This is a genomic window from Bradyrhizobium sp. sBnM-33 (genome assembly GCF_032917945.1).
GTDB lineage: Bacteria > Pseudomonadota > Alphaproteobacteria > Rhizobiales > Xanthobacteraceae > Bradyrhizobium.
Map to the genome: position 1 here is coordinate 1,109,835 of NZ_CP136624.1, position 20,810 is coordinate 1,130,644.

General features: G+C 62.4%; 15 protein-coding genes and 2 riboswitches. Of the genes, 10 read left to right on the forward strand and 5 right to left on the reverse strand.

What is annotated here, in order from left to right; all coding sequences use genetic code 11:
* The first annotated feature begins 122 nt into the window (after positions 1-122).
* Positions 123-863 carry an N-acyl amino acid synthase FeeM domain-containing protein gene (locus tag RX328_RS05240; RefSeq protein ID WP_213253248.1) on the forward strand — a complete coding sequence of 247 codons (741 nt, stop codon included), beginning with the start codon at positions 123-125 and terminating at the stop codon, positions 861-863.
* 315 nt (positions 864-1,178) lie between these two features.
* Positions 1,179-1,670 carry a peptidoglycan-associated lipoprotein Pal gene (gene pal / locus RX328_RS05245; protein WP_057838504.1) on the forward strand — a complete coding sequence of 164 codons (492 nt, stop codon included), beginning with the start codon at positions 1,179-1,181 and terminating at the stop codon, positions 1,668-1,670.
* A 111-nt stretch (positions 1,671-1,781) separates the two neighbouring features.
* Here pal and RX328_RS05250 read toward each other — a convergent pair whose 3' ends face one another.
* Positions 1,782-2,651 (reverse strand): alpha/beta fold hydrolase, encoded by an 870-nt coding sequence (locus RX328_RS05250; RefSeq protein WP_213253249.1) that lies wholly within the window; start codon positions 2,649-2,651, stop codon positions 1,782-1,784.
* 182 nt (positions 2,652-2,833) lie between these two features.
* On the opposite strand from RX328_RS05250, the gene ybgF reads away from it, so the two are divergent.
* Positions 2,834-3,982 carry a tol-pal system protein YbgF gene (gene ybgF / locus RX328_RS05255; protein ID WP_213253250.1) on the forward strand — a complete coding sequence of 383 codons (1,149 nt, stop codon included), beginning with the start codon at positions 2,834-2,836 and terminating at the stop codon, positions 3,980-3,982.
* A gap of 60 nt (positions 3,983-4,042) precedes the next feature.
* Here ybgF and RX328_RS05260 read toward each other — a convergent pair whose 3' ends face one another.
* Complete coding sequence (locus RX328_RS05260) at positions 4,043-5,311, reverse strand: DUF892 family protein (protein WP_213253251.1); 1,269 nt, start codon at positions 5,309-5,311, stop codon at positions 4,043-4,045.
* Positions 5,312-5,530: 219 nt separating this feature from the next.
* Between RX328_RS05260 and tilS the strand changes: the two genes are divergently transcribed.
* Together tilS and ftsH are read left to right on the forward strand one after the other, a co-directional pair.
* On the forward strand, positions 5,531-6,562 hold the full coding sequence (gene tilS / locus RX328_RS05265; protein WP_213253252.1) for a tRNA lysidine(34) synthetase TilS: 1,032 nt from the start codon (positions 5,531-5,533) through the stop codon (positions 6,560-6,562).
* A gap of 265 nt (positions 6,563-6,827) precedes the next feature.
* Positions 6,828-8,750 (forward strand): ATP-dependent zinc metalloprotease FtsH, encoded by a 1,923-nt coding sequence (ftsH, locus tag RX328_RS05270; protein WP_213253253.1) that lies wholly within the window; start codon positions 6,828-6,830, stop codon positions 8,748-8,750.
* 477 nt (positions 8,751-9,227) lie between these two features.
* Here the strand turns inward: ftsH and RX328_RS05275 are convergent, their stop codons facing one another.
* Both RX328_RS05275 and metE read right to left on the reverse strand, forming a co-directional pair.
* Positions 9,228-9,428: a hypothetical protein gene (locus RX328_RS05275; RefSeq protein ID WP_213253254.1), complete on the reverse strand. Its 201-nt coding sequence runs from the start codon at positions 9,426-9,428 to the stop codon at positions 9,228-9,230.
* A gap of 183 nt (positions 9,429-9,611) precedes the next feature.
* Positions 9,612-11,981 carry a 5-methyltetrahydropteroyltriglutamate--homocysteine S-methyltransferase gene (gene metE, locus RX328_RS05280; RefSeq protein ID WP_213253255.1) on the reverse strand — a complete coding sequence of 790 codons (2,370 nt, stop codon included), beginning with the start codon at positions 11,979-11,981 and terminating at the stop codon, positions 9,612-9,614.
* Between the two features lie 112 nt (positions 11,982-12,093).
* Positions 12,094-12,308: riboswitch (cobalamin riboswitch) on the reverse strand.
* A 132-nt stretch (positions 12,309-12,440) separates the two neighbouring features.
* Positions 12,441-12,651, forward strand: a riboswitch (cobalamin riboswitch).
* A gap of 115 nt (positions 12,652-12,766) precedes the next feature.
* Between metE and RX328_RS05285 the strand changes: the two genes are divergently transcribed.
* The 3 genes from RX328_RS05285 (at position 12,767) to RX328_RS05295 (ending at position 18,301) form a co-directional block, all read left to right on the forward strand.
* The gene (locus RX328_RS05285; RefSeq protein WP_213253256.1) at positions 12,767-15,673 is read left to right on the forward strand and encodes a ribonucleoside-diphosphate reductase subunit alpha; all 2,907 of its coding nucleotides are present in this window, start codon (positions 12,767-12,769) and stop codon (positions 15,671-15,673) included.
* Between the two features lie 25 nt (positions 15,674-15,698).
* Entirely contained in the window at positions 15,699-16,826 is a 1,128-nt protein-coding gene (locus RX328_RS05290; protein ID WP_213253257.1) for a ribonucleotide-diphosphate reductase subunit beta, read from the forward strand.
* 251 nt (positions 16,827-17,077) lie between these two features.
* Positions 17,078-18,301: a glycosyltransferase family 87 protein gene (locus RX328_RS05295; RefSeq protein ID WP_213253258.1), complete on the forward strand. Its 1,224-nt coding sequence runs from the start codon at positions 17,078-17,080 to the stop codon at positions 18,299-18,301.
* A 56-nt stretch (positions 18,302-18,357) separates the two neighbouring features.
* On the opposite strand, the gene RX328_RS05300 is transcribed toward RX328_RS05295, so the two are convergent.
* A complete protein-coding gene (locus RX328_RS05300; protein WP_213253259.1) occupies positions 18,358-19,170 on the reverse strand; it encodes a sialate O-acetylesterase in 813 nt (270 codons plus the stop codon).
* Positions 19,171-19,521: 351 nt separating this feature from the next.
* On the opposite strand from RX328_RS05300, the gene RX328_RS05305 reads away from it, so the two are divergent.
* Both RX328_RS05305 and RX328_RS05310 read left to right on the forward strand, forming a co-directional pair.
* Entirely contained in the window at positions 19,522-20,196 is a 675-nt protein-coding gene (locus tag RX328_RS05305) for a TetR/AcrR family transcriptional regulator (RefSeq protein WP_213253260.1), read from the forward strand.
* Between the two features lie 88 nt (positions 20,197-20,284).
* Positions 20,285-20,710 (forward strand): OsmC family protein, encoded by a 426-nt coding sequence (locus RX328_RS05310; RefSeq protein WP_213253261.1) that lies wholly within the window; start codon positions 20,285-20,287, stop codon positions 20,708-20,710.
* Positions 20,711-20,810: the final 100 nt, after the last annotated feature.

The following is a 20,810-nucleotide window of genomic DNA, read 5'->3' on the forward strand; positions in this document are numbered from 1 at the left end:
TACTCCGGGTTTTTGCGGGCTGCAAGGTTAACCCTAACGTGTCTAAGCCTTTGCAATTTTGTTAAGGGACCGTTAATCTTTTCGCACTCGTAGAAGTTGTTGTGGAAAGATTAGGAGTACAGATGAAGGCCAGAGCCGAACCGCGCACTTCGCTCTTTGCGCCGGAGTCAGGGTTATCTGATCGCGTCGATTGCCGACTCATGGAAACTCCCGAGGAAAAAGATTGCATCTATTTGATGCGTTACAAAGCCTATCTGCATGGCGGAGTAACCGCGCCGTCAGAGTCTGAGCGCGTCAGCGATCATTACGACAATGCGCCCAACGCCTGGATATTCGGAATCTATGTTGACGGAGAACTCTGTAGTTCTATCCGCCTCAACGTCGTGACGTCAGAATGTCGGATTTCCGGTTCAGTTGATTTGTTCGGCGATGTTCTTCACCCGCGGCTCGATCAAGGTGAAGTTTTCATCGATCCGCTTCGTTTGGCTGCGGACCCCGAAAAAACGAGGCGGTTTCCTGACCTTCCCTACCTGACGGTGCGGCTGGCCTATCTGGCATGCGAGCATTTCAACGCCGATACCGGGCTCGCGCTCGTTCGTGCCGAGCATCAGGCGTTCTATCGCCGGGTCTTCATGTCCGAGGTCATCGCCGAACCGCGTTCGTTTCCGGGCTTTTTGCCCAAGGTGGCATTGATGGCGTCCGATTACCGGGCCGTGCGGGAAAAGGTCATGACCCGTTTTCCCATCATGCGTTCGACGTCCGTCGAGCGGCGGATGCTGTTCCAGCGCGCCGGCGAGCGCCATTCCTTGCCGCGCCGTGTCGTCACATCCTTCGAGCAGGCCTCGATCGTTCCGACTTCCTGAACCGGCCGGACAACGGCGGATCAGACCATCCGGCCATAGGCCCCTATCCGAATTTCCGCGACTCGTCATTCTTGGGCCACCGTTCTGGGGCCACCGTTGCCGAAACGCCGCAAATCCGGTGATTTCGGCCCATGCGCGCTTGCCTTCACCCTCGCGCCACATTTACAAATCATTAACTATCGCAGTCGCTTTTCACGGTTTGTCGGCATTTGATCGGGTCTGGCAAGGTTCCATCAAGGTTGACGGAACGTTCGCTTAACCATCCACCTGTAGACCGGATAACAGTCGAAAAACGTGAGCGTTGGAGGCTCCGGAATGAAATACCAGATGCGTATCCTCCAGGGATGGAAGCTGGCAGCTGTGGTCGCTGTGGCGCTGTCGATGGGCGCCTGCGCCAAGAACAACGTCGGCGCCGATGGCGCGATGGCCAGTGCGGCAACCCCGGGCAGCCAGCAGGATTTCGTGGTTAATGTCGGCGACCGCGTGTTCTTCGAGAGCGACCAGACCGATCTGAGCCCGCAGGCGATCGCCACCCTGGAGAAGCAGGCACAGTGGCTGCAGACCTACAACCGATATTCCTTCACCATCGAAGGCCATGCCGACGAGCGCGGCACCCGCGAGTACAACATCGCGCTCGGCGCACGCCGCGCCCAGTCGGTGCGCAGCTATCTCGCCTCGCGCGGCATCGACCCGAACCGCATGCGCACGATCTCCTACGGCAAGGAGCGCCCGGTGGCGGTCTGTAACGACATCTCCTGCTGGTCGCAGAACCGCCGCGCGGTCACGGTGCTGAACGCCGGCGCCTGAGCATTCGGGCTTTCGCAGAATTTCAAAACCGGCGCCTTCGGGCGCCGATTTTATTTAGGCACAGCGTTTTCAAGCGAAGTGGATGCCGGTTCGCGTAAACGCGTCAAGAATCTAGCGCCGCAGGATGAAGTCCCGGATCGTGGCCATACCCCGTTCCGGCGCATCGGGCACCACGGCATGCCCGCAATTCGCAAACCGTTCGAATTGCACGAGATGCGGAGGCAATGCGGCTGCGATATCCGCCTGGCTCTCGATCGGAAGCATCGGATCGTCTTCACCGCCCATCACAAGGGTAGGGCACTGGATGCGATGGAGGTCGGGAAACATGTTGAAGTTGTCGCTCTCGCCGCCCGGTCTGGTGAACCACTGCGACACCTCTGGCCGGTTGACGGCGCGACGCGCCATATCCGGATCGCGCGGGGTCCGGAAGTAAAGCGGCATCGCCACCTGCCGCCACGCGTCGCGCGAGGCTTGGTCCGGATGGCCGCGAAACTCCAGGAAGCGGCGGTGCGCGAGTGCGCCCACTTCGGCGCCGCCGAAGCGCTCGAACAGCGCCACGCGTCGTTCCGGATAGGAACCGCCGGCGGCTTCGGTGCTGATCAGTACCAGCTTGGAGGGATGGGCTGGATGGCGGGTCGCGTAGGCCAGCGCAACCATGCCGCCGAACGACGCGCCGAGCACGATCGGATCGACGATGCCGAGCACCTCGCAGAAGGCGCGCACGTCATCGCCCCATTGCGCCAGATTCCAGCCCTCTCGTGGACCATCCTCGCTGCGGCCGTTGCCACGATGGTCGAGATAGACGACCTGGGCGATGTCGGCCAAAGCGGAGTAGGCAGGCCGATAGATCGAGTGGTCGGCGCCGGGCCCGCCATGCAGCATCAGCAGCACCGGCTTTTCCCGCATCACCGGGCCGTCCGGAACCAGCTTCGCGCCCTCGACATCGAAGAACAGCCGCACTCCGTTCACGGACACGTGCATCGGCGGGTCTCCCTCGATTTGTGAACGGCCGGCCGGACCGGGCGGCTTGTCTTGCAGCAGATACTAAACCATACCGGGATGCAGCAAACCGATTCGGAAACGCCAGTCACAATTCCGGCGTACTCCCTCTCTCAATGTGTTCTGCTTTCGTTTGACCACGTGATTTTCGTCGTCAGGGCAAAATGTCATCCAGATTCCTCAATGCTGCCGGCGCCGCGGCAATTGCCGCGATGCTGGCCTTGTCTGTGCAGACCTCGTCCGCACAGATCACGTTCCCGTGGGAGCGTTCTCCGCAAGGCTCCCCGCAGGTCCAGGCGCAATCTGACGACGCCGATCTGGAGATGCGGATCCAGCGGCTGGAAAACCAGCTCCGGCAACTGACCGGCCAGAACGAGGAATTGCAGTACCGTAACCGCCAGCTTGAGGATCGGCTGCGTCAGCTTGGCGCCGCACCGCCCGCGCCGGGTGGCCAGCCCCAGGGTGCGCAGCCCAACGTGGCCGCGGCGCCGCCTCCAGTTCAGCCCGGCCCGCCGCAGGGGCAACAGGGCTATCCGCAACAAGGTTATCCGCAGCAGGGGGCGCGCCAGCCGCAGGGCTATCCGCAGGCCCAACCTGGCTATGACCGGCAACCGCAGATCGCCTCGCCGGCGCCCATCGTGCAGGAGCCGGCGGCCCCGGCGGTCGGCAGCCGGCGCCGCGGCGATGCCTTCGACCCCAACCAGAATCCCAATGCTCCCGGTGCGCCGCGTGCACTCGGCGGCGGCCAATTGCCGATCTCGAATGACGCTCCAGTCGGCGCGCCCGGCGGACGCGGACCCGGTGAGCCGCTCAACCTCGGCGGTCCGCGCGATCCCGGTGGCGCCTTGCCGCCGCCCGCTGCAGCCGCACCGCCGCCGCGCGGCCCGGGGCCCGGCGCCAGCGCTGCGCTGACCACGTTGCCGCCCTCGGCCACATCCAAGGACGAGTTCGATCTCGGCATCGGCTACATGCAGCGCAAGGATTATGCGCTGGCCGAAGAGACCATGAAGAACTTTGCGCAGAAATATCCGAGCGATCCGCTGATTGGGGATGCGCAATACTGGCTCGGCGAAAGCTATTTCCAGCGCCAGCAATATCGCGACGCCGCCGAAGCGTTTCTCGGCGTGACCACCAAGTTCGACAAATCAGGCAAGGCGCCGGACGCGCTGCTGCGGCTCGGCCAATCGCTGGCGGCGTTGAAGGAAAAGGAAGCCGCCTGCGCGGCGCTCGGCGAAGTGACGCGGAAATATCCGCGCGCATCTGCCGGCGTCAAAGCCGCCGTCGATCGTGAGCAAAAGCGGGTCAAGTGCTAACCGCGATCTCTGCTGCGGCCTCGGTGGTCCGCAGCAGAGCCCCTTGCAACTTGCTGTTTATTATTCGGCTTGCTCGATCGCAGCCGGCATCTTAGCCACCGACATCAGTGACCGCGCCACCTGGTTGAGAAGCTGATCCGAATTTTCTTCCTCGGCGAGCGACTTGGACAAGAGTGCGACGACCGCGCTGTGGCGTAATTGCTGGGCGAGATTCTTGGCCGTTGTGTAGGCGGAGATCTCATAGTGCTCGACGCGCTGGGCGGCACCGATCAGCGCCAGATCGGCCGCGGCGTCTTCCTTTTCCTCGCCTTCGGCCATGACCTCCTGGCCTTCCTCCACTAGCCCCATCATCCCCTTGCAGGGCTTCGCGCGGGCTGTCTTGCCGAGCAATTCGAAGCACTCGTTGATTCGTTCGACCTGGTTCTCGGTCTCGGCGAGATGCTGCTCGAACAGTTCGCGCAATTGATCGAAGCGTGCTGCCTGGGCCATTTTCGGAAGCGCCTTGGTGAGCTGTTTCTCAGCGTGCAGGATGTCGCGGAGCTCATTGATCAAGAGATCCTCGAGTCCGGCTTCATCGACCGGCGGAGAACTTTCAGTGACGATGACGGTGGCGGCGCCCGGTTCAGCCTGAATCGCCGGAGATTCCGTGAATACCCAGCCGTTGCCCTCATTCCAGGGGCCGCGCGTGTCAATTTCGCCATGCTCGCCGGTGCCGGTGGAATCGTTGAAGAACTGGTCGACCAATCCCGGCGTTGGCGCGATGCGGCCGACGCTGAAGTCCGGCTTGTTCATGCTTTCGAGCGCCAGAGCGAACGCCTTCATGTGGGTGATCTCGCGGGTCATCAGGAACTGCAGCGCGTCCTTGGTGCCGGCATCGTCGCAGAAATTGATCAGCCGCTCGTAGACGATCTTGGCTCGCGCCTCGGCCGCGATATTGCTGCGCAGATCGACGTCGAGCTCTCCTGTTATCTTCAGGTAGTCGGCTGTCCACGCGTTGCCTTGCGAGTTGAACAGGTTGACCCCGCCGCCGCCCGCAATGGCGATGAGCGGATCGGCTTCGGCGGCCTGACGGTCGAATTTTGCCGGCTTGAGATGCATGCGCGCCAGGGTGCCGACCACCTCAAGATGGCTCAGTTCCTCGGTGCCGATGTCCATCAGCAGGTCCTTGCGATCCGGATCCTCGCAATTGAGGCCCTGTATCGAATACTGCATCGCGGCCGCGAGTTCACCGTTTGCGCCGCCGAACTGCTCGAGAAGCATGTTGCCAAAGCGCGGATCGGGTTCGTCGACGCGAACGGTGAACATCAGTTTCTTGACGTGGTGATACATGGGAGAGCCTCGAGGTTGGGATGAAGAATCCCGAACGGCACGCTCTGCGCTTTGTTCCTAAACTAAACGCGTGTGATCCGCAGCGACGCGCTGGCTCAATCGGAACTTCAAAGGGGCGGCAGCCTTCTGGCTCAGCAGCAGTTTGATGGGAGTGCCAAGTGCCTTGCGGTAATCGGCAGATCGCCCCAAACATAGGGTTTTCACCGCGCCGGCAGGGCTATGCCTGATTTCGACCTATCCCCCATTTCAGCGAACGAGGCGAAAAGCCTGTTCGCGGACTGGAAGGCTGCGCCCGCGCTCGTGCTGGCAGTGTCCGGCGGTCCCGACTCGATTGCACTGATGTGGCTCGCCGCGCGATGGCGACGCTCGCTCACGCGGGGGCCGCGACTGATCGCCATTACTGTCGATCACGGTCTGCGGCCGGAGGCCGCGCGCGAGGCGCGCAACGTCAAGCGCCTCGCCCGCTCGCTTGATCTGCCCCATCGCACGCTACGCTGGACCGGGGCCAAGCCGAAGACCGGATTGCCGGCCGCAGCACGGGAGGCGCGTTACCGCCTGCTGGCGAAAGCTGCGCGGGCGAGCGGCGCGACGCACATCCTGACCGCGCATACCCGCGATGATCAGGCCGAGACATTGTTGATGCGGATGTTGCGCGGCAGCGGCATCGCCGGTCTCGCGGCGATGGCGCGCGAGAGCGAGCGCGAGGGCGTGTGGCTGGCGCGGCCGTTGCTGGACATCCCGAAATCCCGGCTTGTCGCGACGCTGGACAAGGCAAAGATCGCCTTTGCCGACGATCCCACCAATCGCGACATGAGCTTCACGCGGCCGCGGCTGCGTGCATTGATGCCGGCTTTGGCAGAGGAGGGCGGTGACAGCCGAAATCTGGCGCGGTTGGCATCAAGGCTGGCGCGGGCGAATGCCGCGATTGAGGTGTTGGCCGACGGCGCCGAGCGCTATCTCGCCGTGAGAGATCGTGATGATGCCGCACGCTTCGGGTTCGATGCCCAGGCGTTTGCCGCTCTGCCCGAGGAAATCCGGCTTCGGCTCCTCAAGCGCGCCATTGACCGGGCCGGTCACGAAGGACCCGCGGAACTCGGCAAGGTCGAGGCGCTGCTGGCGGTACTGGACAACGCCATTGCGAACGGCCAAAAGCAATCAAGACTGAAACAGACGCTTGCCGGGGCCGCGATCAGCCTGACCGGAGGCCGAATTTATATCGATGCAGCGCCGCCGCGGGCTAGCCGGGCGTGACAGGCGTTCCTATCTCCCAGTATCCGCAATATCGGGACGGAGAGCCTTAACCACCCCGGAAAAACCCTGGCCTTTTGCGCCATTTTTTGAACGGGAATCGCGTTAAGATGCGTTAAATAGTCCCGTGTGGTTCCCTTGGCATTGACCCGGGCGCCACCTAGATTGGGTGTAGTGGACCGGGATTCTCGCCTCACTACCCAGGAATATTCTAGGGTTACTACCAAGGACATACGGCCGCGATCCGCGCGACCACGAAGGAAGATCAATGAACGCCAATCTGCGCAACTTCGCCCTCTGGGTCATCATTGTCTTGCTGCTGTTGGCATTGTTCACGCTTTTCCAGAATCCGGGTCAGCGCACGTCTTCGCAGGACATCACGTTTTCGCAGCTTTTGAGCGAGGTCGATCAGAACCGTGTGCGCGACGTCGTGATCCAGGGGCCGGAAATCCACGGTACCTTCACCAACGGCTCCTCGTTCCAGACCTATGCACCGAACGACCCGACGCTGGTGAAGCGTCTCTATGACGGCAAGGTCTCAATCACCGCCAAGCCGCCCGGCGATAACGTGCCGTGGTTCGTGTCGCTGCTCGTTTCCTGGCTGCCCTTCATCGCGCTGATCGGCGTCTGGATCTTCCTGTCCCGCCAGATGCAGGGCGGCGCCGGCAAGGCGATGGGCTTTGGCAAATCGCGCGCCAAGATGCTGACGGAGGCCCATGGCCGCGTCACCTTCGAGGACGTCGCAGGTGTCGACGAAGCCAAGCAGGACCTGCAGGAGATCGTCGAATTCCTGCGCGACCCCGGAAAATTCCAGCGCCTCGGCGGACGGATTCCGCGCGGCGTGCTGCTGGTCGGCCCTCCCGGCACCGGCAAGACGCTGATTGCGCGCGCGGTCGCGGGCGAAGCCAACGTGCCGTTCTTCACGATCTCGGGTTCTGACTTCGTCGAAATGTTCGTCGGCGTCGGCGCTTCCCGTGTCCGTGACATGTTCGAGCAGGCCAAGAAAAATGCGCCCTGCATCATCTTCATCGATGAAATCGACGCGGTCGGCCGTCATCGCGGCGCCGGCCTGGGCGGCGGCAATGACGAGCGCGAACAGACGCTCAACCAGTTGCTGGTCGAGATGGACGGCTTTGAAGCCAATGAAGGCGTGATCCTGATCGCGGCGACCAACCGGCCCGACGTGCTCGATCCCGCGCTGCTGCGTCCCGGCCGTTTCGACCGCCAGGTGGTGGTGCCGAACCCCGACGTCGTCGGCCGCGAGCAGATCCTGAAAGTTCACGTTCGCAAGGTGCCGCTGGCGCCGGATATCAACCTCAAGACCATCGCGCGCGGCACCCCGGGCTTCTCCGGCGCCGACCTGATGAACCTGGTCAACGAGGCGGCGCTGACGGCTGCCCGCCGCAACAAGCGGATGGTGACGCAGGCCGAGTTCGAAGAGGCCAAGGACAAGGTGATGATGGGCGCCGAGCGCAAGTCGCTCGTCATGACTGAGGAAGAGAAGCTCTTGACGGCCTATCACGAGGGTGGCCACGCCATCGTCGGCCTGAACGTCGTCGCGACCGATCCGATCCACAAGGCGACTATCATTCCGCGCGGCCGCGCGCTCGGCATGGTGATGCAACTTCCCGAGCGCGACAAGCTGTCGATGTCGCTCGAGCAGATGACGTCACGTCTCGCCATCATGATGGGCGGTCGCGTCGCCGAAGAACTGGTCTTCGGCCGCGAAAAGGTCACCTCGGGTGCGGCGTCCGACATCGAGCAGGCGACGCGTCTGGCGCGCATGATGGTGACGCGCTGGGGCCTGTCGGAAGAACTCGGCACCGTGTCCTACGGCGAAAACCAGGACGAGGTGTTTTTGGGCATGTCGGTGTCACGCACGCAGAATGCCTCGGAAGCGACCGTCCAGAAGATCGACAAGGAGATCAAGCGGCTGGTCGAGGAAGGCTACAACGAGGCCACCCGAATCCTCACCGAGAAGCGCGAGGATCTCGAGACGCTGGCCAAGGGCCTGCTCGAATTCGAGACGCTGAGCGGCGACGAGATCATCGATCTGTTGAAGGGCAAGAAGCCCAACCGCGAATCGGTCTTGGAGCCGAGCACGCCGCGCGCTTCCGCCGTACCCCCCGCCGGCAAGCCGCGCCCGCGTCCCGATCCGGACCCGGGTCTGGAGCCGCAGCCCCAGGCGTAAGAGCGGGATTGCCTTCTGAATAAAAACGCGGCGGCGACGCCGCGTTTTTTTATGCTTGTGATCGGGTCCTCTTGTCGCGAACAGACACTGGCCTAGAGCATGATGATTTTTGGTTAATCGATTTGGCCGCAGACGCGCTTCACCTCTCCCGCTTGCAGGGGAGGTCGGCGCGAAGCGCCGGGTGGGAGCTCTCTCCACTCGGGCAGTGTCGCCCGCGGAGACCCCCCACCCATAGCCGATGCTTCGCATCGGCGTTCTTCCAAAGAACGGCGGCCATAGGCTGCCTATGCCTCCCCCGCAAGCGGGAGAGGGAGCGCAGCTTCTTCGTGGTCGCAATCAAACCCAATTTCTCTAGAGCATCTAAGGGGCGCGGTCGGAACATCGCGTTTTGCGCCGCTGCCTTGCTGGTTCATGTGTTTCAACGACAAGAGCGGGGAGCACTTTGGCGATTGCACAACGGGATTGATTTTCGAACCGTCATAGCGCCGCGGCCGCCGCCCCGAGGTGTACGGCCAGAATGTGTTCCGGGGTCTCGGCTACTTCGACCTTTTGCCCCTCGCCGCCGACGAAGGCGAGCACGGTGCGCTCGCCTTCGCGCCACATGCTGCCGACCAGGGCAATGTTGATGTGGATGGATTGCCCCGTCTCAAATCGCGTGCATTCGATCCAGAAGCGCATGACGTTCTCCTTGATGATGAGGCCGTAGGATGGGCAAAGCCACCGGGTCGCGCGAATGCGGGCCCGATGACAGGCTCCGCGTGCCCACCATTCACACCAACGATCTCGGATAGATGATGGGCACGGCGCAAGTGCGCCTTTGCCCACCCTACGCAGCCGCAGCAAGATTAGAGGCTTCTCGCGTTACACGGATGCCCTCATTTCGTGGGCCGCCGCGACCATATTGACGAGCGCCGGCCGTACCTCCTCCCATTTGCGGGTCTTCAGTCCGCAATCCGGATTGATCCAGATCTGGGTATCGGATAGCCGCGTCCGGGCGAGTTTCAGCAGAGCCGTCATCTCCTCGATATCAGGCACGCGCGGCGAATGGATGTCGTAAACGCCGGGGCCGATTTCGTTCGGGTAGCGGTAGTCCCTGAACGCATCGAGCAGCTCCATCTTCGAACGCGAGGTCTCGATCGAGATCACGTCGGCGTCCATCGCGCCGATCGCGCCGATAATGTCGTTGAACTCCGAGTAGCACATGTGGGTGTGGATCTGCGTCTCGTCGCGCACGCCGGACGAACAGAGCCGGAAGGCGTCGACGGCCCAATCCAGATAGGCCTGCCATTCGGACTTGCGCAGCGGCAGGCCCTCCCGCAGCGCCGCCTCGTCGATCTGGATCATGCCGGCGCCGGCGGCTTCGAGATCGGCCACCTCGTCGCGGATCGCGAGCGCGATCTGCCGGCAGGCTTCGCTGCGCGGAATGTCGTCGCGGACGAACGACCAGTTCAGAATGGTGATGGGGCCGGTGAGCATCGCCTTCATCGGCTTTTTCGTTAGCGACTGGGCATATTGCCACCACTCGACCGTCATCGGCTTCGGCCGCGACACGTCGCCGAACAAGACCGGCGGACGCACGTAGCGCGATCCGTAGGATTGCACCCAGCCGTGTGTGGTGAAGGCGAAGCCTGCGAGCTGTTCGCCAAAATACTGCACCATGTCATTGCGCTCGAACTCGCCATGGACGAGCACGTCCAGCCCGATATTTTCCTGCCAGCGCACTGTGCGGGCCGTCTGGTTCTGCAGGTAGAGCTTATAGGCTTCGTCCGTCAGAGCTCCCCTGGCGTGAGCGGAGCGGGCGTTCCTGACATCGGCGGTTTGCGGGAACGAGCCGATGGTCGTGGTCGGGAACGCCGGCAGGTTGAAGCGCTCGCGCTGAACGGTGGCGCGTTCAGCGAAGACGCTGGAGCGGAAGCGCATCGGCTCATTGATGCCGGCAACACGTGCCGCCACCTTCGGGTCGTGAATGCGCGGCGACGCCTTGCGGGAGGCTGCCGCCTGGTCCGAAGCTTTCAGGCTGTCCGCGACTGCTCTGCGGCCATCGGCCAGCGCGGTTCCGAGCGTGGCCAGCTCCTCGAGCTTCTGCACCGAAAATGCCAGCCAGCTTTTTATTTCGGGATCGAGCCCGGTCTCAAGTGAGAGATCGATCGGGACATGCAGCAGCGAACAGGAGGGGGCGACCTGCACACGGTGCTTGCCGAGTTTGGCGATCACCGGCTCAAGCCGGTCGAGAAGCCGGCTCAAATTAGCGCGCCAGATGTTACGGCCGTCGATGATTCCGAGCGACAGCACGAGGTCGTCAGGAAAACCGGCGAGCTCGTCGATCTGCTCCGGCGCGCGCACCAGGTCGAGATGCAGGCCGGCGATGGGAAGGGATAGCGCAGTATCGCGGTTGGCGCCCAGCCCGCCAAAATAGGTCGCCAGCATGATCTTGAGCTGCGGCACCGCGCTCGTGATCTTCGCATAGGCATAATGCAGCGCCTGATGCGCGACGATATCGAGGTCGAGCACCAGACACGGCTCGTCGATCTGCACCCATTCCGCGCCCCGATCGGCGAGTTCGCGCAGGACCTCGATGTAAACCGGCACCAAGCGATCAAGCAGGGACAGCGGATTGAAACCGGCATCCTTGCTCTTGGCGAGTTTGAGAAACGTGACCGGCCCGACTAGCACAGGGCGGGTCTGATAACCCAGCGCCTTGGCTTCTTCGTATTCCTCGATCGGCTTGCGCGAGGCGAGGACAAATTTCTGATCCTTGGCCAGTTCGGGCACCATGTAGTGGTAGTTGGTGTCGAACCATTTTGTCATCTCGAGCGCCGGCACGCCGTGCGCGGCGTCGTGCCCGTGATTGATATGGCCGCAGCTCGCTTCATGTGCCTTGCCTTGTGCGCCGCGTGCCATCGCAAAGTAAGTCGCAAGGGAGACCGGCCCGCCGTTCCAGCGATAGATTTCCGGAATCGCACCGACCATGACGGATGTGTCGAGCACCTGGTCGTAGAACGAGAAATCGTTCGACGGGATCACGTTGACGCCAAGCTTTTTCTGACGCGCCCAGTTGGCGGCGCGAAGCCCGATGCCGGTCTCGATCAGCGCCTTCTCGTCGGTTGCGCCGGACCAGAAACTCTCCAGCGCGAATTTCAGCTCGCGGCGCGGACCGATGCGCGGCGTGCCGAGGGAGGCAACGGGAAGTGAAGAAGTGGAGATGATGGAAGAAGATGTAGAACCAGACATTGGCTTAACCCCAAAAGTTGGGGGCAAAGGCCGAAGTGACACGTCTGGATTTTCGCGAACGGCAGAGCGCGCGCGGAAAATCGCAACCGCACCACCGGGACACCCCGCCCGAGGACGTGTATGTTGTCGAGGCAGGTCTCCTGGCTCGCGGGTCAATGCTGCTGTCCGGCCTTCCCGAAACCTCGTGAGGCTTCAGTGACTTCATTGGACAGCGGCTCGCCGCTTACAGTTGCGGGGGCAGCTCCGGCTTTGGCTTTTCGGCCGCACCGGCTTCCCTCTTAGCTTCGGAAGAACGTCTCCCGAAGAACCACGACGGGTCCACTTATCGGCAACGCGGCAGGCGCGTCAACTCGGCGACATTCGCTGGTTCGTTGTAATCGTTGTTCACAGCCGCAGGTTCCCTCGCCGAAATTCTTGCACATCACCTGCTCTCCCCATTGACAGGCGGACGCGAATAACACGAGATATAGCCGTCACGGTCCGCCATGACCCAACACATGGTGGCTAAGAGGGAAGCCGGTGTATCGCGAAAATCCGGCGCTGCCCCCGCAACTGTAAGCAGTGAGTTGTTTTCCGAATCTTACGTCACTGATGCGGCATCGCATTGGGAAGACACGGGGACAACGGCGACCTGCGAGCCAGGAGACCTGCCGCGACACCGAAAAAACGTCCACGGGCGGGGTGTCCCGGCGGCGCTTGCAGATTCATGCCGGGGTTTCTCGCCCGCGCATTTGAAGCAGCGTCCTCTCTGACATCCAGCCCCAATACCATCACGGGGTCTCTTGATGTCACTCTCTCTCGATCGCGGAGCCAGTGCCGCTCCATTCATCCGGTTGCGGCCCGAATCGCTTGCCGTCTCGGAAGCGCAGCCGCCGATGCAGGTGATTCGTCGCAACGGCACGGTTTCGAAATTTGACGCCAGCAAAATTTCGGTCGCGATGACCAAGGCGTTTCTCGCGGTCGAGGGACATGGCGCGGCGGCCTCCCGCCGGGTGCATGAAATCGTCGAGCAACTGACCGCCGAGGTCGTCGGCGCGCTGTCGCGCCGGATGAGCGAGGGCCGCACCTTTCATATCGAGGACGTGCAGGACCAGGTCGAGCTCGCCTTGATGCGCAGCGAGCATCACAAGGTCGCGCGCGCCTATGTGCTCTATCGCGAGGAACGTACGCGCCAGCGTGCCGGACAGGACGTGGCCATGGCCGCCCAGCCATCGGGGAAGCCCTCGTTACGTGTCACCCTGGCCAGTGGCGTGCAGGTCCCGCTCGATATCGCGCGGCTGACGCTGATCATCGAAGAAGCCTGCACTGGCCTTCAGGGCGTCGGCGCCACCGCGGTGCTCGCCGAGACGCAGCGCAATCTCTATGACGGCATCAGCGAGGACGAACTGGCGCTGGCGTCGGTGATGGCCGCGCGCACGCTGGTGGAGCAGGAGCCGAACTACGCCTATGTCAGCGCGCGGCTCTTGCTCGACAAGCTGCGCACCGAGGTGCTGTCTTTCGTGCATGACACGCCGACCAGCGCGTCGCAGGCCGAGATGGCCGAGCGCTACGGCGAGTACTTTCCAGCCTACATCAAGGCCGGCATCAAGGCCGAACTGCTCGATCCCGATCTGGCGCGCTTCGACCTGAAAAAGCTTGCCGCGGCATTGAAGCCGGAACGCGACCTGGCGTTCCAGTTTCTGGGTCTGCAGACGCTGTACGACCGCTATTTCCTGCATGTGCACGGCAATCGCATCGAGCTGCCGCAGGCGTTCTTCATGCGGGTCGCGATGGGGCTGGCGATCCGCGAGATCGACCGCGAGGCGCGCGCGATCGAGTTCTACGATTTGCTGTCGTCCTTCGACTTCATGGCCTCGACGCCGACGCTGTTCAATTCCGGCACGCTGCGGCCGCAATTGTCGTCCTGCTTTCTCACCACCATCGCCGACGACCTCGACGGCATCTTCAAGTCGGTCAAGGACAATGCGCTGCTCGCAAAATATTCCGGCGGGCTCGGTAACGACTGGACCCGCGTGCGTGGGCTCGGCGCGCATATCAAGGGCACCAATGGCGAAAGCCAGGGCGTGGTGCCCTTTCTAAAGGTGGTCAACGACACCGCGATCGCCGTCAACCAGGGCGGCAAACGCAAAGGCGCGGTCTGCGCCTATCTCGAAACCTGGCACATCGACATCGAGGAATTTTTGGAGCTGCGCAAGAACACCGGCGATGATCGCCGCCGCACCCATGACATGAACACCGCGAACTGGGTGCCCGACCTGTTCATGCAGCGCGTCGAGGCCGATGGCGAATGGACGCTGTTCTCGCCGGACGAGACGCCCGACCTGCACGATCTCTACGGCGAGGCTTTCGCCGAGCGTTACGCGGCTTACGAAGCCAAGGCGGCGCGGGGCGAGATCCGCGTGTTCAAGCAGATCCGTGCCACCGATCTCTGGCGCAGAATGCTGACCATGCTGTTCGAGACCGGGCATCCCTGGATCACGTTCAAGGATCCCTGCAATCTACGCTCGCCGCAGAGCCATGCTGGCGTGATTCATTCTTCAAACCTCTGCACCGAGATCACGCTCAATACGTCCGACGACGAGACTGCCGTCTGCAATCTCGGCTCGATCAACCTGCTTCACCACGTGCGGGAAGGCCGGCTGGACGAGGCGCGGCTGAAGCGCAGCGTGACCATTGCGATGCGGATGCTCGACAATGTTATCGACATCAACTTCTACACCATTCCCGAAGCGCGGCGCTCGAACCTGCGACACCGTCCGGTCGGCCTCGGGCTGATGGGATTCCAGGATGCGCTGCAGGCGATGCGGATCGCGATGGCGTCCGACGCGGCGGTAACGTTCGCCGATACCAGCATGGAGATGATTTCCTATTACGCCATCTCGGCCTCCGTCGATCTGGCCGCCGAGCGCGGGCGCTATCCGTCGTTTGACGGCTCGCTGTGGAGCCGCGGCATTTTGCCGATCGATTCGATCGAACTGTTGGCGGCAGCCCGCGGCGGTCTGGCGATGGACCGCAGCATGACGCTCGACTGGAATACCTTGCGCGAGCGTGCCAAATTATCAGGCATGCGCAATTCGAACGTGATGGCGATCGCGCCGACCGCGACGATTTCCAACATCTGCGGCGTCGCGCAGTCGATCGAGCCCGCCTACCAGAACCTCTATGTCAAATCCAACATGTCCGGCGACTTCACGGTGGTGAACGAATTTCTGGTCCGCGACCTCAAGTCGCGCGGGCTGTGGGACGAGGTGATGGTCAACGACCTCAAATATTTCGACGGCAGCTTGGGGGCTATCGATCGCATTCCCGATGACCTCAAGGCGCTCTATGCGACCGCCTTCGAGATCGACAGCGCCTGGCTGATCGAGGCGGCATCGCGGCGGCAGAAATGGATCGACCAGTCGCAGTCGCTCAACCTCTATATCGCCAACCCTAGCGGCAAGAAGCTCGATGCGCTCTATCGGCTGGCCTGGGCGCGCGGGCTGAAGACGACCTATTACCTGCGCTCGCGCAGCGCGACGCATGTCGAAAAGTCCACGCTCCGGGGGACCGACGGCAAGCTCAACAGCGTCGCGTCCGTGACGATGATGGCTCCAGCCCCGATCATCGTTGCGCTGGCCGCCACCGCGCCGGATTTAACCGGTGCGGTGGCGTGCTCGATCGATAATCCCGAATGCGAAGCCTGCCAGTAAGCAGCAAGAACAAAAGGAAACCACAATGCTCGACTGGTCCGAACCATCCGCATCCCCGCATCAGACGCCGCCCGTCGTGGCGCAATCCGTCACCCAGGCCGAACAAACCGGCCTCGGCACGATCGATCGCCACGGTGGACGGGTGTCTGTCGACGACAAGCGGATGATCAACTGCCGTGCCGACGTCAATCAGCTGCTGCCGCTGAAATACAAATGGGCCTGGGAGAAATATCTCGCCGGCTGCAACAATCATTGGATGCCGACCGAAGTTTCCATGCAGGCCGATATCGCGCTATGGAAATCGCGCGATGGGCTGACGGAAGACGAGCGCCGCGCCATCAAGCGCAATCTCGGCTTCTTCGCGGCTTCCGAAAGCCTGGTCGCCAATAACATCGTGCTGGCGATCTACCGCCATCTGACCAATCCGGAGTGCCGGCAATACCTGCTGCGGCAGTCTTTCGAGGAGGCCGTGCACACCCACACCTTCCAATACATCGTCGAGAGTCTGGGGCTGGACGAAGGCGAGCTGTTCAACATGTATCGCGAGGTGCCGTCGATTACCGACAAGGCGGCCTGGGCGCTCAGGCATACCCAGCATCTCGACGATCCAGATTTCAGGACCGGGACGCCGGAAGCCGACCAGGCGTTCCTGCGCGATCTCGTTGCCTTCTACGTGATCTTCGAGGGCATGTGGTTCTATACGGGCTTTGCGCAGATCCTCTCGCTCGGCCGCCGCAACAAGATGGTCGGCATCGCCGAGCAGTACCAGTACATCCTGCGCGACGAATCCATTCACCTGAATTTCGGCATCGACGTCATCAACCAGATCAAGATCGAAAACCCGCATCTGTGGACGAGGGCGTTTCAGGACGAAGTCCGCGCCATGGTGCGCGAGGCGGCTGAACTGGAAGCGGCCTACGGGCGGGATACCATGCCGCGCGGTTTCCTCGGGCTGAATGCGGCGCTGTGCGAGAGCTACATGCACTTCATCGCCAACCGCCGGTGCGCGCAACTCGGGCTTCAGCGGGTGTTCGACGAGATTGAGAATCCGTTCCCCTGGATGTCGGAAGCGATGGACCTGAAAAAGGAGAAAAATTTCTTCGAGACGCGGGTGATCGAGTACCAGAACGGCGGTGCGCTGAGTTGGGAGTAGGGGGAAGCCATACTCTCCCAACACGTCGTCCCCGCGGACGCGGGGGACCCATACCGCGTGATTTCTCAATGAGGCACTTAGGTTGGCGCTCTTTGTAAATAACTAGCTCCGGTGGTTGTGGGTCCCTGGGTTCGAGGGACGACCGGAAAAACCGCCGCTTGCGCCCGAAAACTTAAGATTTCCTCAAATCAGTCCGGCCTATTGCTTGAAGGCGTGCGTCTTCGGACAGGCGCGCCAGGCAAGGACCGCGCATGACCGCCTCTCTTTCCACCCCCAAAACCGCCCGCGACCAAGCTCCGATTCCCGAGTGGCTCGTGAAGGTGTGCCTTGCGCTGGCAATGGCCAACCTGGTTCTTTGCCCGGTGGCGTATTTCTCAAGCTGGTGGATTTACGACTCGAAGGGCCTGGGTATTCCGACTGACTTCATCAACGTCTGGGCCGCGGGCCGTCTGGTGCTCGATGGCGTTCCGGCGCAGGCCTATGATTGGGACATCCAGAAGCAGATCGAGGTCGCCAAGCTCGGTCAGGATTTCGTCGGCTATTTTGCCTGGCACTATCCGCCGCCGTTCCTGTTCGTCGCTTCGCTGCTGGCGATGCTGCCCTTTTCGGTAGGCTATGCCGGCTGGGTATATGTCAGCATGCTTCCCTACCTCGCCGTCATGCGCGCGATCGTAGGCCGCAATTTCGGCCTTCTGCTCGCGCTCGCAATTCCGACGGTGCTGGTGAATTCCTTTGTCGGGCAGAACGGTTTCCTTACTGCGGCGCTGATCGGCGGCACGCTCTATCTGATACCCGTCCGGCCGGTTCTTGCAGGCATTTGCCTCGGGCTATTGACCTACAAGCCGCAATACGGGCTGCTGTTTCCGGTCGTGCTGATCGCGGCCGGGCATTGGCGGGTGTTCGTCAGTGCCGGCGTCACGGCGGTCGTGGTGGCGTTTGCCTCATGGCTCGCCTTCGGCATCGAAAGCTGGCTGGCGTTCTTCCACTGGATGCCGAGATTCTCGCAAGCCTTCCTGACCGAGGGCAAAGCCACATGGTGGAAGCTGCAGAGCATTTTCTCGCTGGTGCGTTACTTCGGCGGCAGCGAGCCGCTCGGCTGGGCGTTCCAGTGGGTTCTCACCGCCTCCGTTGCCGTGGTGCTGGCGCTGATGTGGCGAAGCCGCGTGCCCTATGCGTTGAAGGCGGCAGCGCTTGCCGCAGGTACGCTGCTGACCACGCCCTATCTCTTCATGTACGACATGATGGTGCTGGCGATCCCGATAGGCTTCCTGGTCCGCATCGGATTGAAGAGCGGCTTTCGTGCCTACGAGCTTCCAGCGCTGGGCGCCGTCATTGCCCTCATCGGCTGCTATATGTTCACCGGCATTCCGACGGGTCTTGGCGCCACGCTGATCGTGGGCGGTCTGGTCCTGCGCCGCGCCGGCCCCTGGTGGCGGCGCGAGACGGCGCCGGCATTGGCTGCGGCAGGCGCGTGAACGGCGTGACGTAACGCTGGCCACATCGCGCGTCAAAGACGTCAGGTCATCAACCGCTACTTGATGAATGCCGCCCAGAGAGCGGCGTTGGCGAGCGTACCGATCTCGTTCATGTGACAACCGTCGGAGGGGTTGCGGCCGTCATTGCCGATCGTGTCGGTGTCGGGCCCCTGGCGGATGTTGAGCGCTTCATCGACAGCAGATAGTTGGCCGGCACGTACCGCAGCCGTGTTTTTCGGCTCGGCCATGCCGCATTTTGTGCTGCGTGACAGAAAAAAGGGCGCATCGAAGCCAGCCACTCGAAATCGATTCACGAGTTGATGCAACAGCGAGACATATTCTTCCGCTGATATCGTTGACCGCGCGTCCGTTTCACCTTGCTGAAATAGAAAATGCGTCGGCGTCAGGCCCGCTTCCTTCAGCTTCGAGATGGCGTTTGTGATCCAATCCGCCCGCTCATTGTTCAGGACCGAAAGTGAGGCGCTGCCAATAGCAAGGGGCACGACGATCACGCGATCGTAGCGCCCGGCCTGGATCAGAATGTCGCCGAGCCGTGTTGCAAAGCTCCCGCCTATGCCCTCGGCGCCCAGCAGGGGGTCGGCGGCAGCGAAGCATTTGCCCGTGAGCGGGTCGAAATTGTCGACGGCTTCGCGCGCCGTATATCGGGCGCTACCCCAATTGCCCGCATTGCTCTGGCCGTGCACGACGATGATTGCCGTGTTGCCGGATGCGTGGGCACAGGACCGTTCGACACGCGCCGGCGGCGCAACCGTGGCCAAATCGATCTGGTGGGCGCTCGACGTCAGTAGCTTGCCAGCAACCGTGCCGATCACAAGGCCACCAATCAGGAACGCGACAAGGCGCAACAATGGAAATGCTCTCCAAGGTAATTCAGCTGATCGCGCCAGCGCGCAGTTCGCCCGCTCATCGCAAACGGCCTGCATCAGCCGGCTTTACTAATCCGGGCGGAGCGCGACCGATCTGAGGCTGCCCAACTCGGCGCATGCTAAACCTGCCAGCGTTGAGAGCCTGTTAATGGTTCGCAAGCCCCGCTGGCAAAACCCTCCAGATCCGCGTTGCAAAACCTTCTTGTCATCAGCCGTGAATAGTTGTTCACTTCTTCAAAGCGATAGCGCTTTTATCGCTCAAGACATTGAAGGTGTGCGCGTTCTGGCAGGCCCGCGGGGCCCGAGGGCGCGCCCGGGGACGGAAAACGCGCCATGGTCTATCGGCGAACCCATCAGGTCGTAAAGCGGCTGGCGGCGCGGCGTAGTGCCATTCTAGCGGCGGCGCGGGATGCTGCGGCCGAAGGCGGCATGGCGGCGGTGCAGATCGCCCCGGTTGCGGTCCGCGCCAGTGTCGCGGCCGGCACCGTCTATCGTTACTTCCCCTCCAAGGCCGAACTGATTTCCGAACTGATCGCCGAGGTCTCGCGGGATGAGCTGGCCGCGATTCGCCGCGCGGCGGACGCGGCGCCGGGACCGTCGTCGGCGCTCGCCGCCGCCGTCACCACGGTTGCCGTACATGTGCTGTCGCAGCGCAAGCTCGCCTGGGGCATTCTGGCCGAACCCGTTGATGTCGACGTCTCGGCGTCGCGGCTTGCCAGCCGCCGCGACATCTCCGGCGAGATCGCTGCCAGAATTGACGCCGCGGTGCGTGCCGGCCATCTGCCGGCGCAGGATACCGCGCTCGCCGCCACTGCGCTGCTCGGTGCGCTGCATGAATCACTGGTTGGCCCGCTGGCGCCCGAGAATCTGGATGACCCCGCGAAGCTGCGCGACGCCGTGCAAACGGTCACATTATTGGCAATGCGCGCGGTCGGCGTGATGGATGCCCGCGCCCGCGGCCTCGTCGTGCAGGCGGTGCTGCCGGCAAAGGCGCTGGTCGGGGCCTAGAAACTTCCCCCTTTGCGACGCGCCTTTGTCGCAACCATTTGCCACGCTGCGGCTTATCGACGGTCCAACCCGCGATCAGGAGCATGCGATGACCATGACATCAGGGTCCGCCAAATGGCAGGGCGGCATCAAGGACGGCAAGGGCGCGATCTCGACCAAAAGCGGCGCGCTGAACGATTATCCTTACGGCTTTTCGAGCCGCTTCGAGGGCAAAGCCGGCTCCAACCCGGAAGAGCTGATCGGCGCGGCGCACGCCGCGTGCTTCACGATGGCGCTGTCGCTGATTCTGGGTGAAGCCAAGCTCACCGCCGAACACATGGAAACGAAAGCCGACGTCACGCTGGAAAAACAGGACGATGGCTTTGCCATCACCTCGATTCATCTGACGCTGAACGCGAAGATTCCGGGCGCCGACAACGCAAAATTTCAGGAGCTGGCAGGCAAAGCGAAGGCCGGCTGCCCGGTGTCGAAACTGCTGAACACCAAGATCACGCTGGACGCGACGCTGCAGTAGTACTGCTGCTCCGCCATTCCGGGGCGATGCGCAGCATCGAACCCGAATCTCGAGATTCTCAGGTGCGCAATTGCGCACCAGAGTTCGTCGCTTCGCGCCG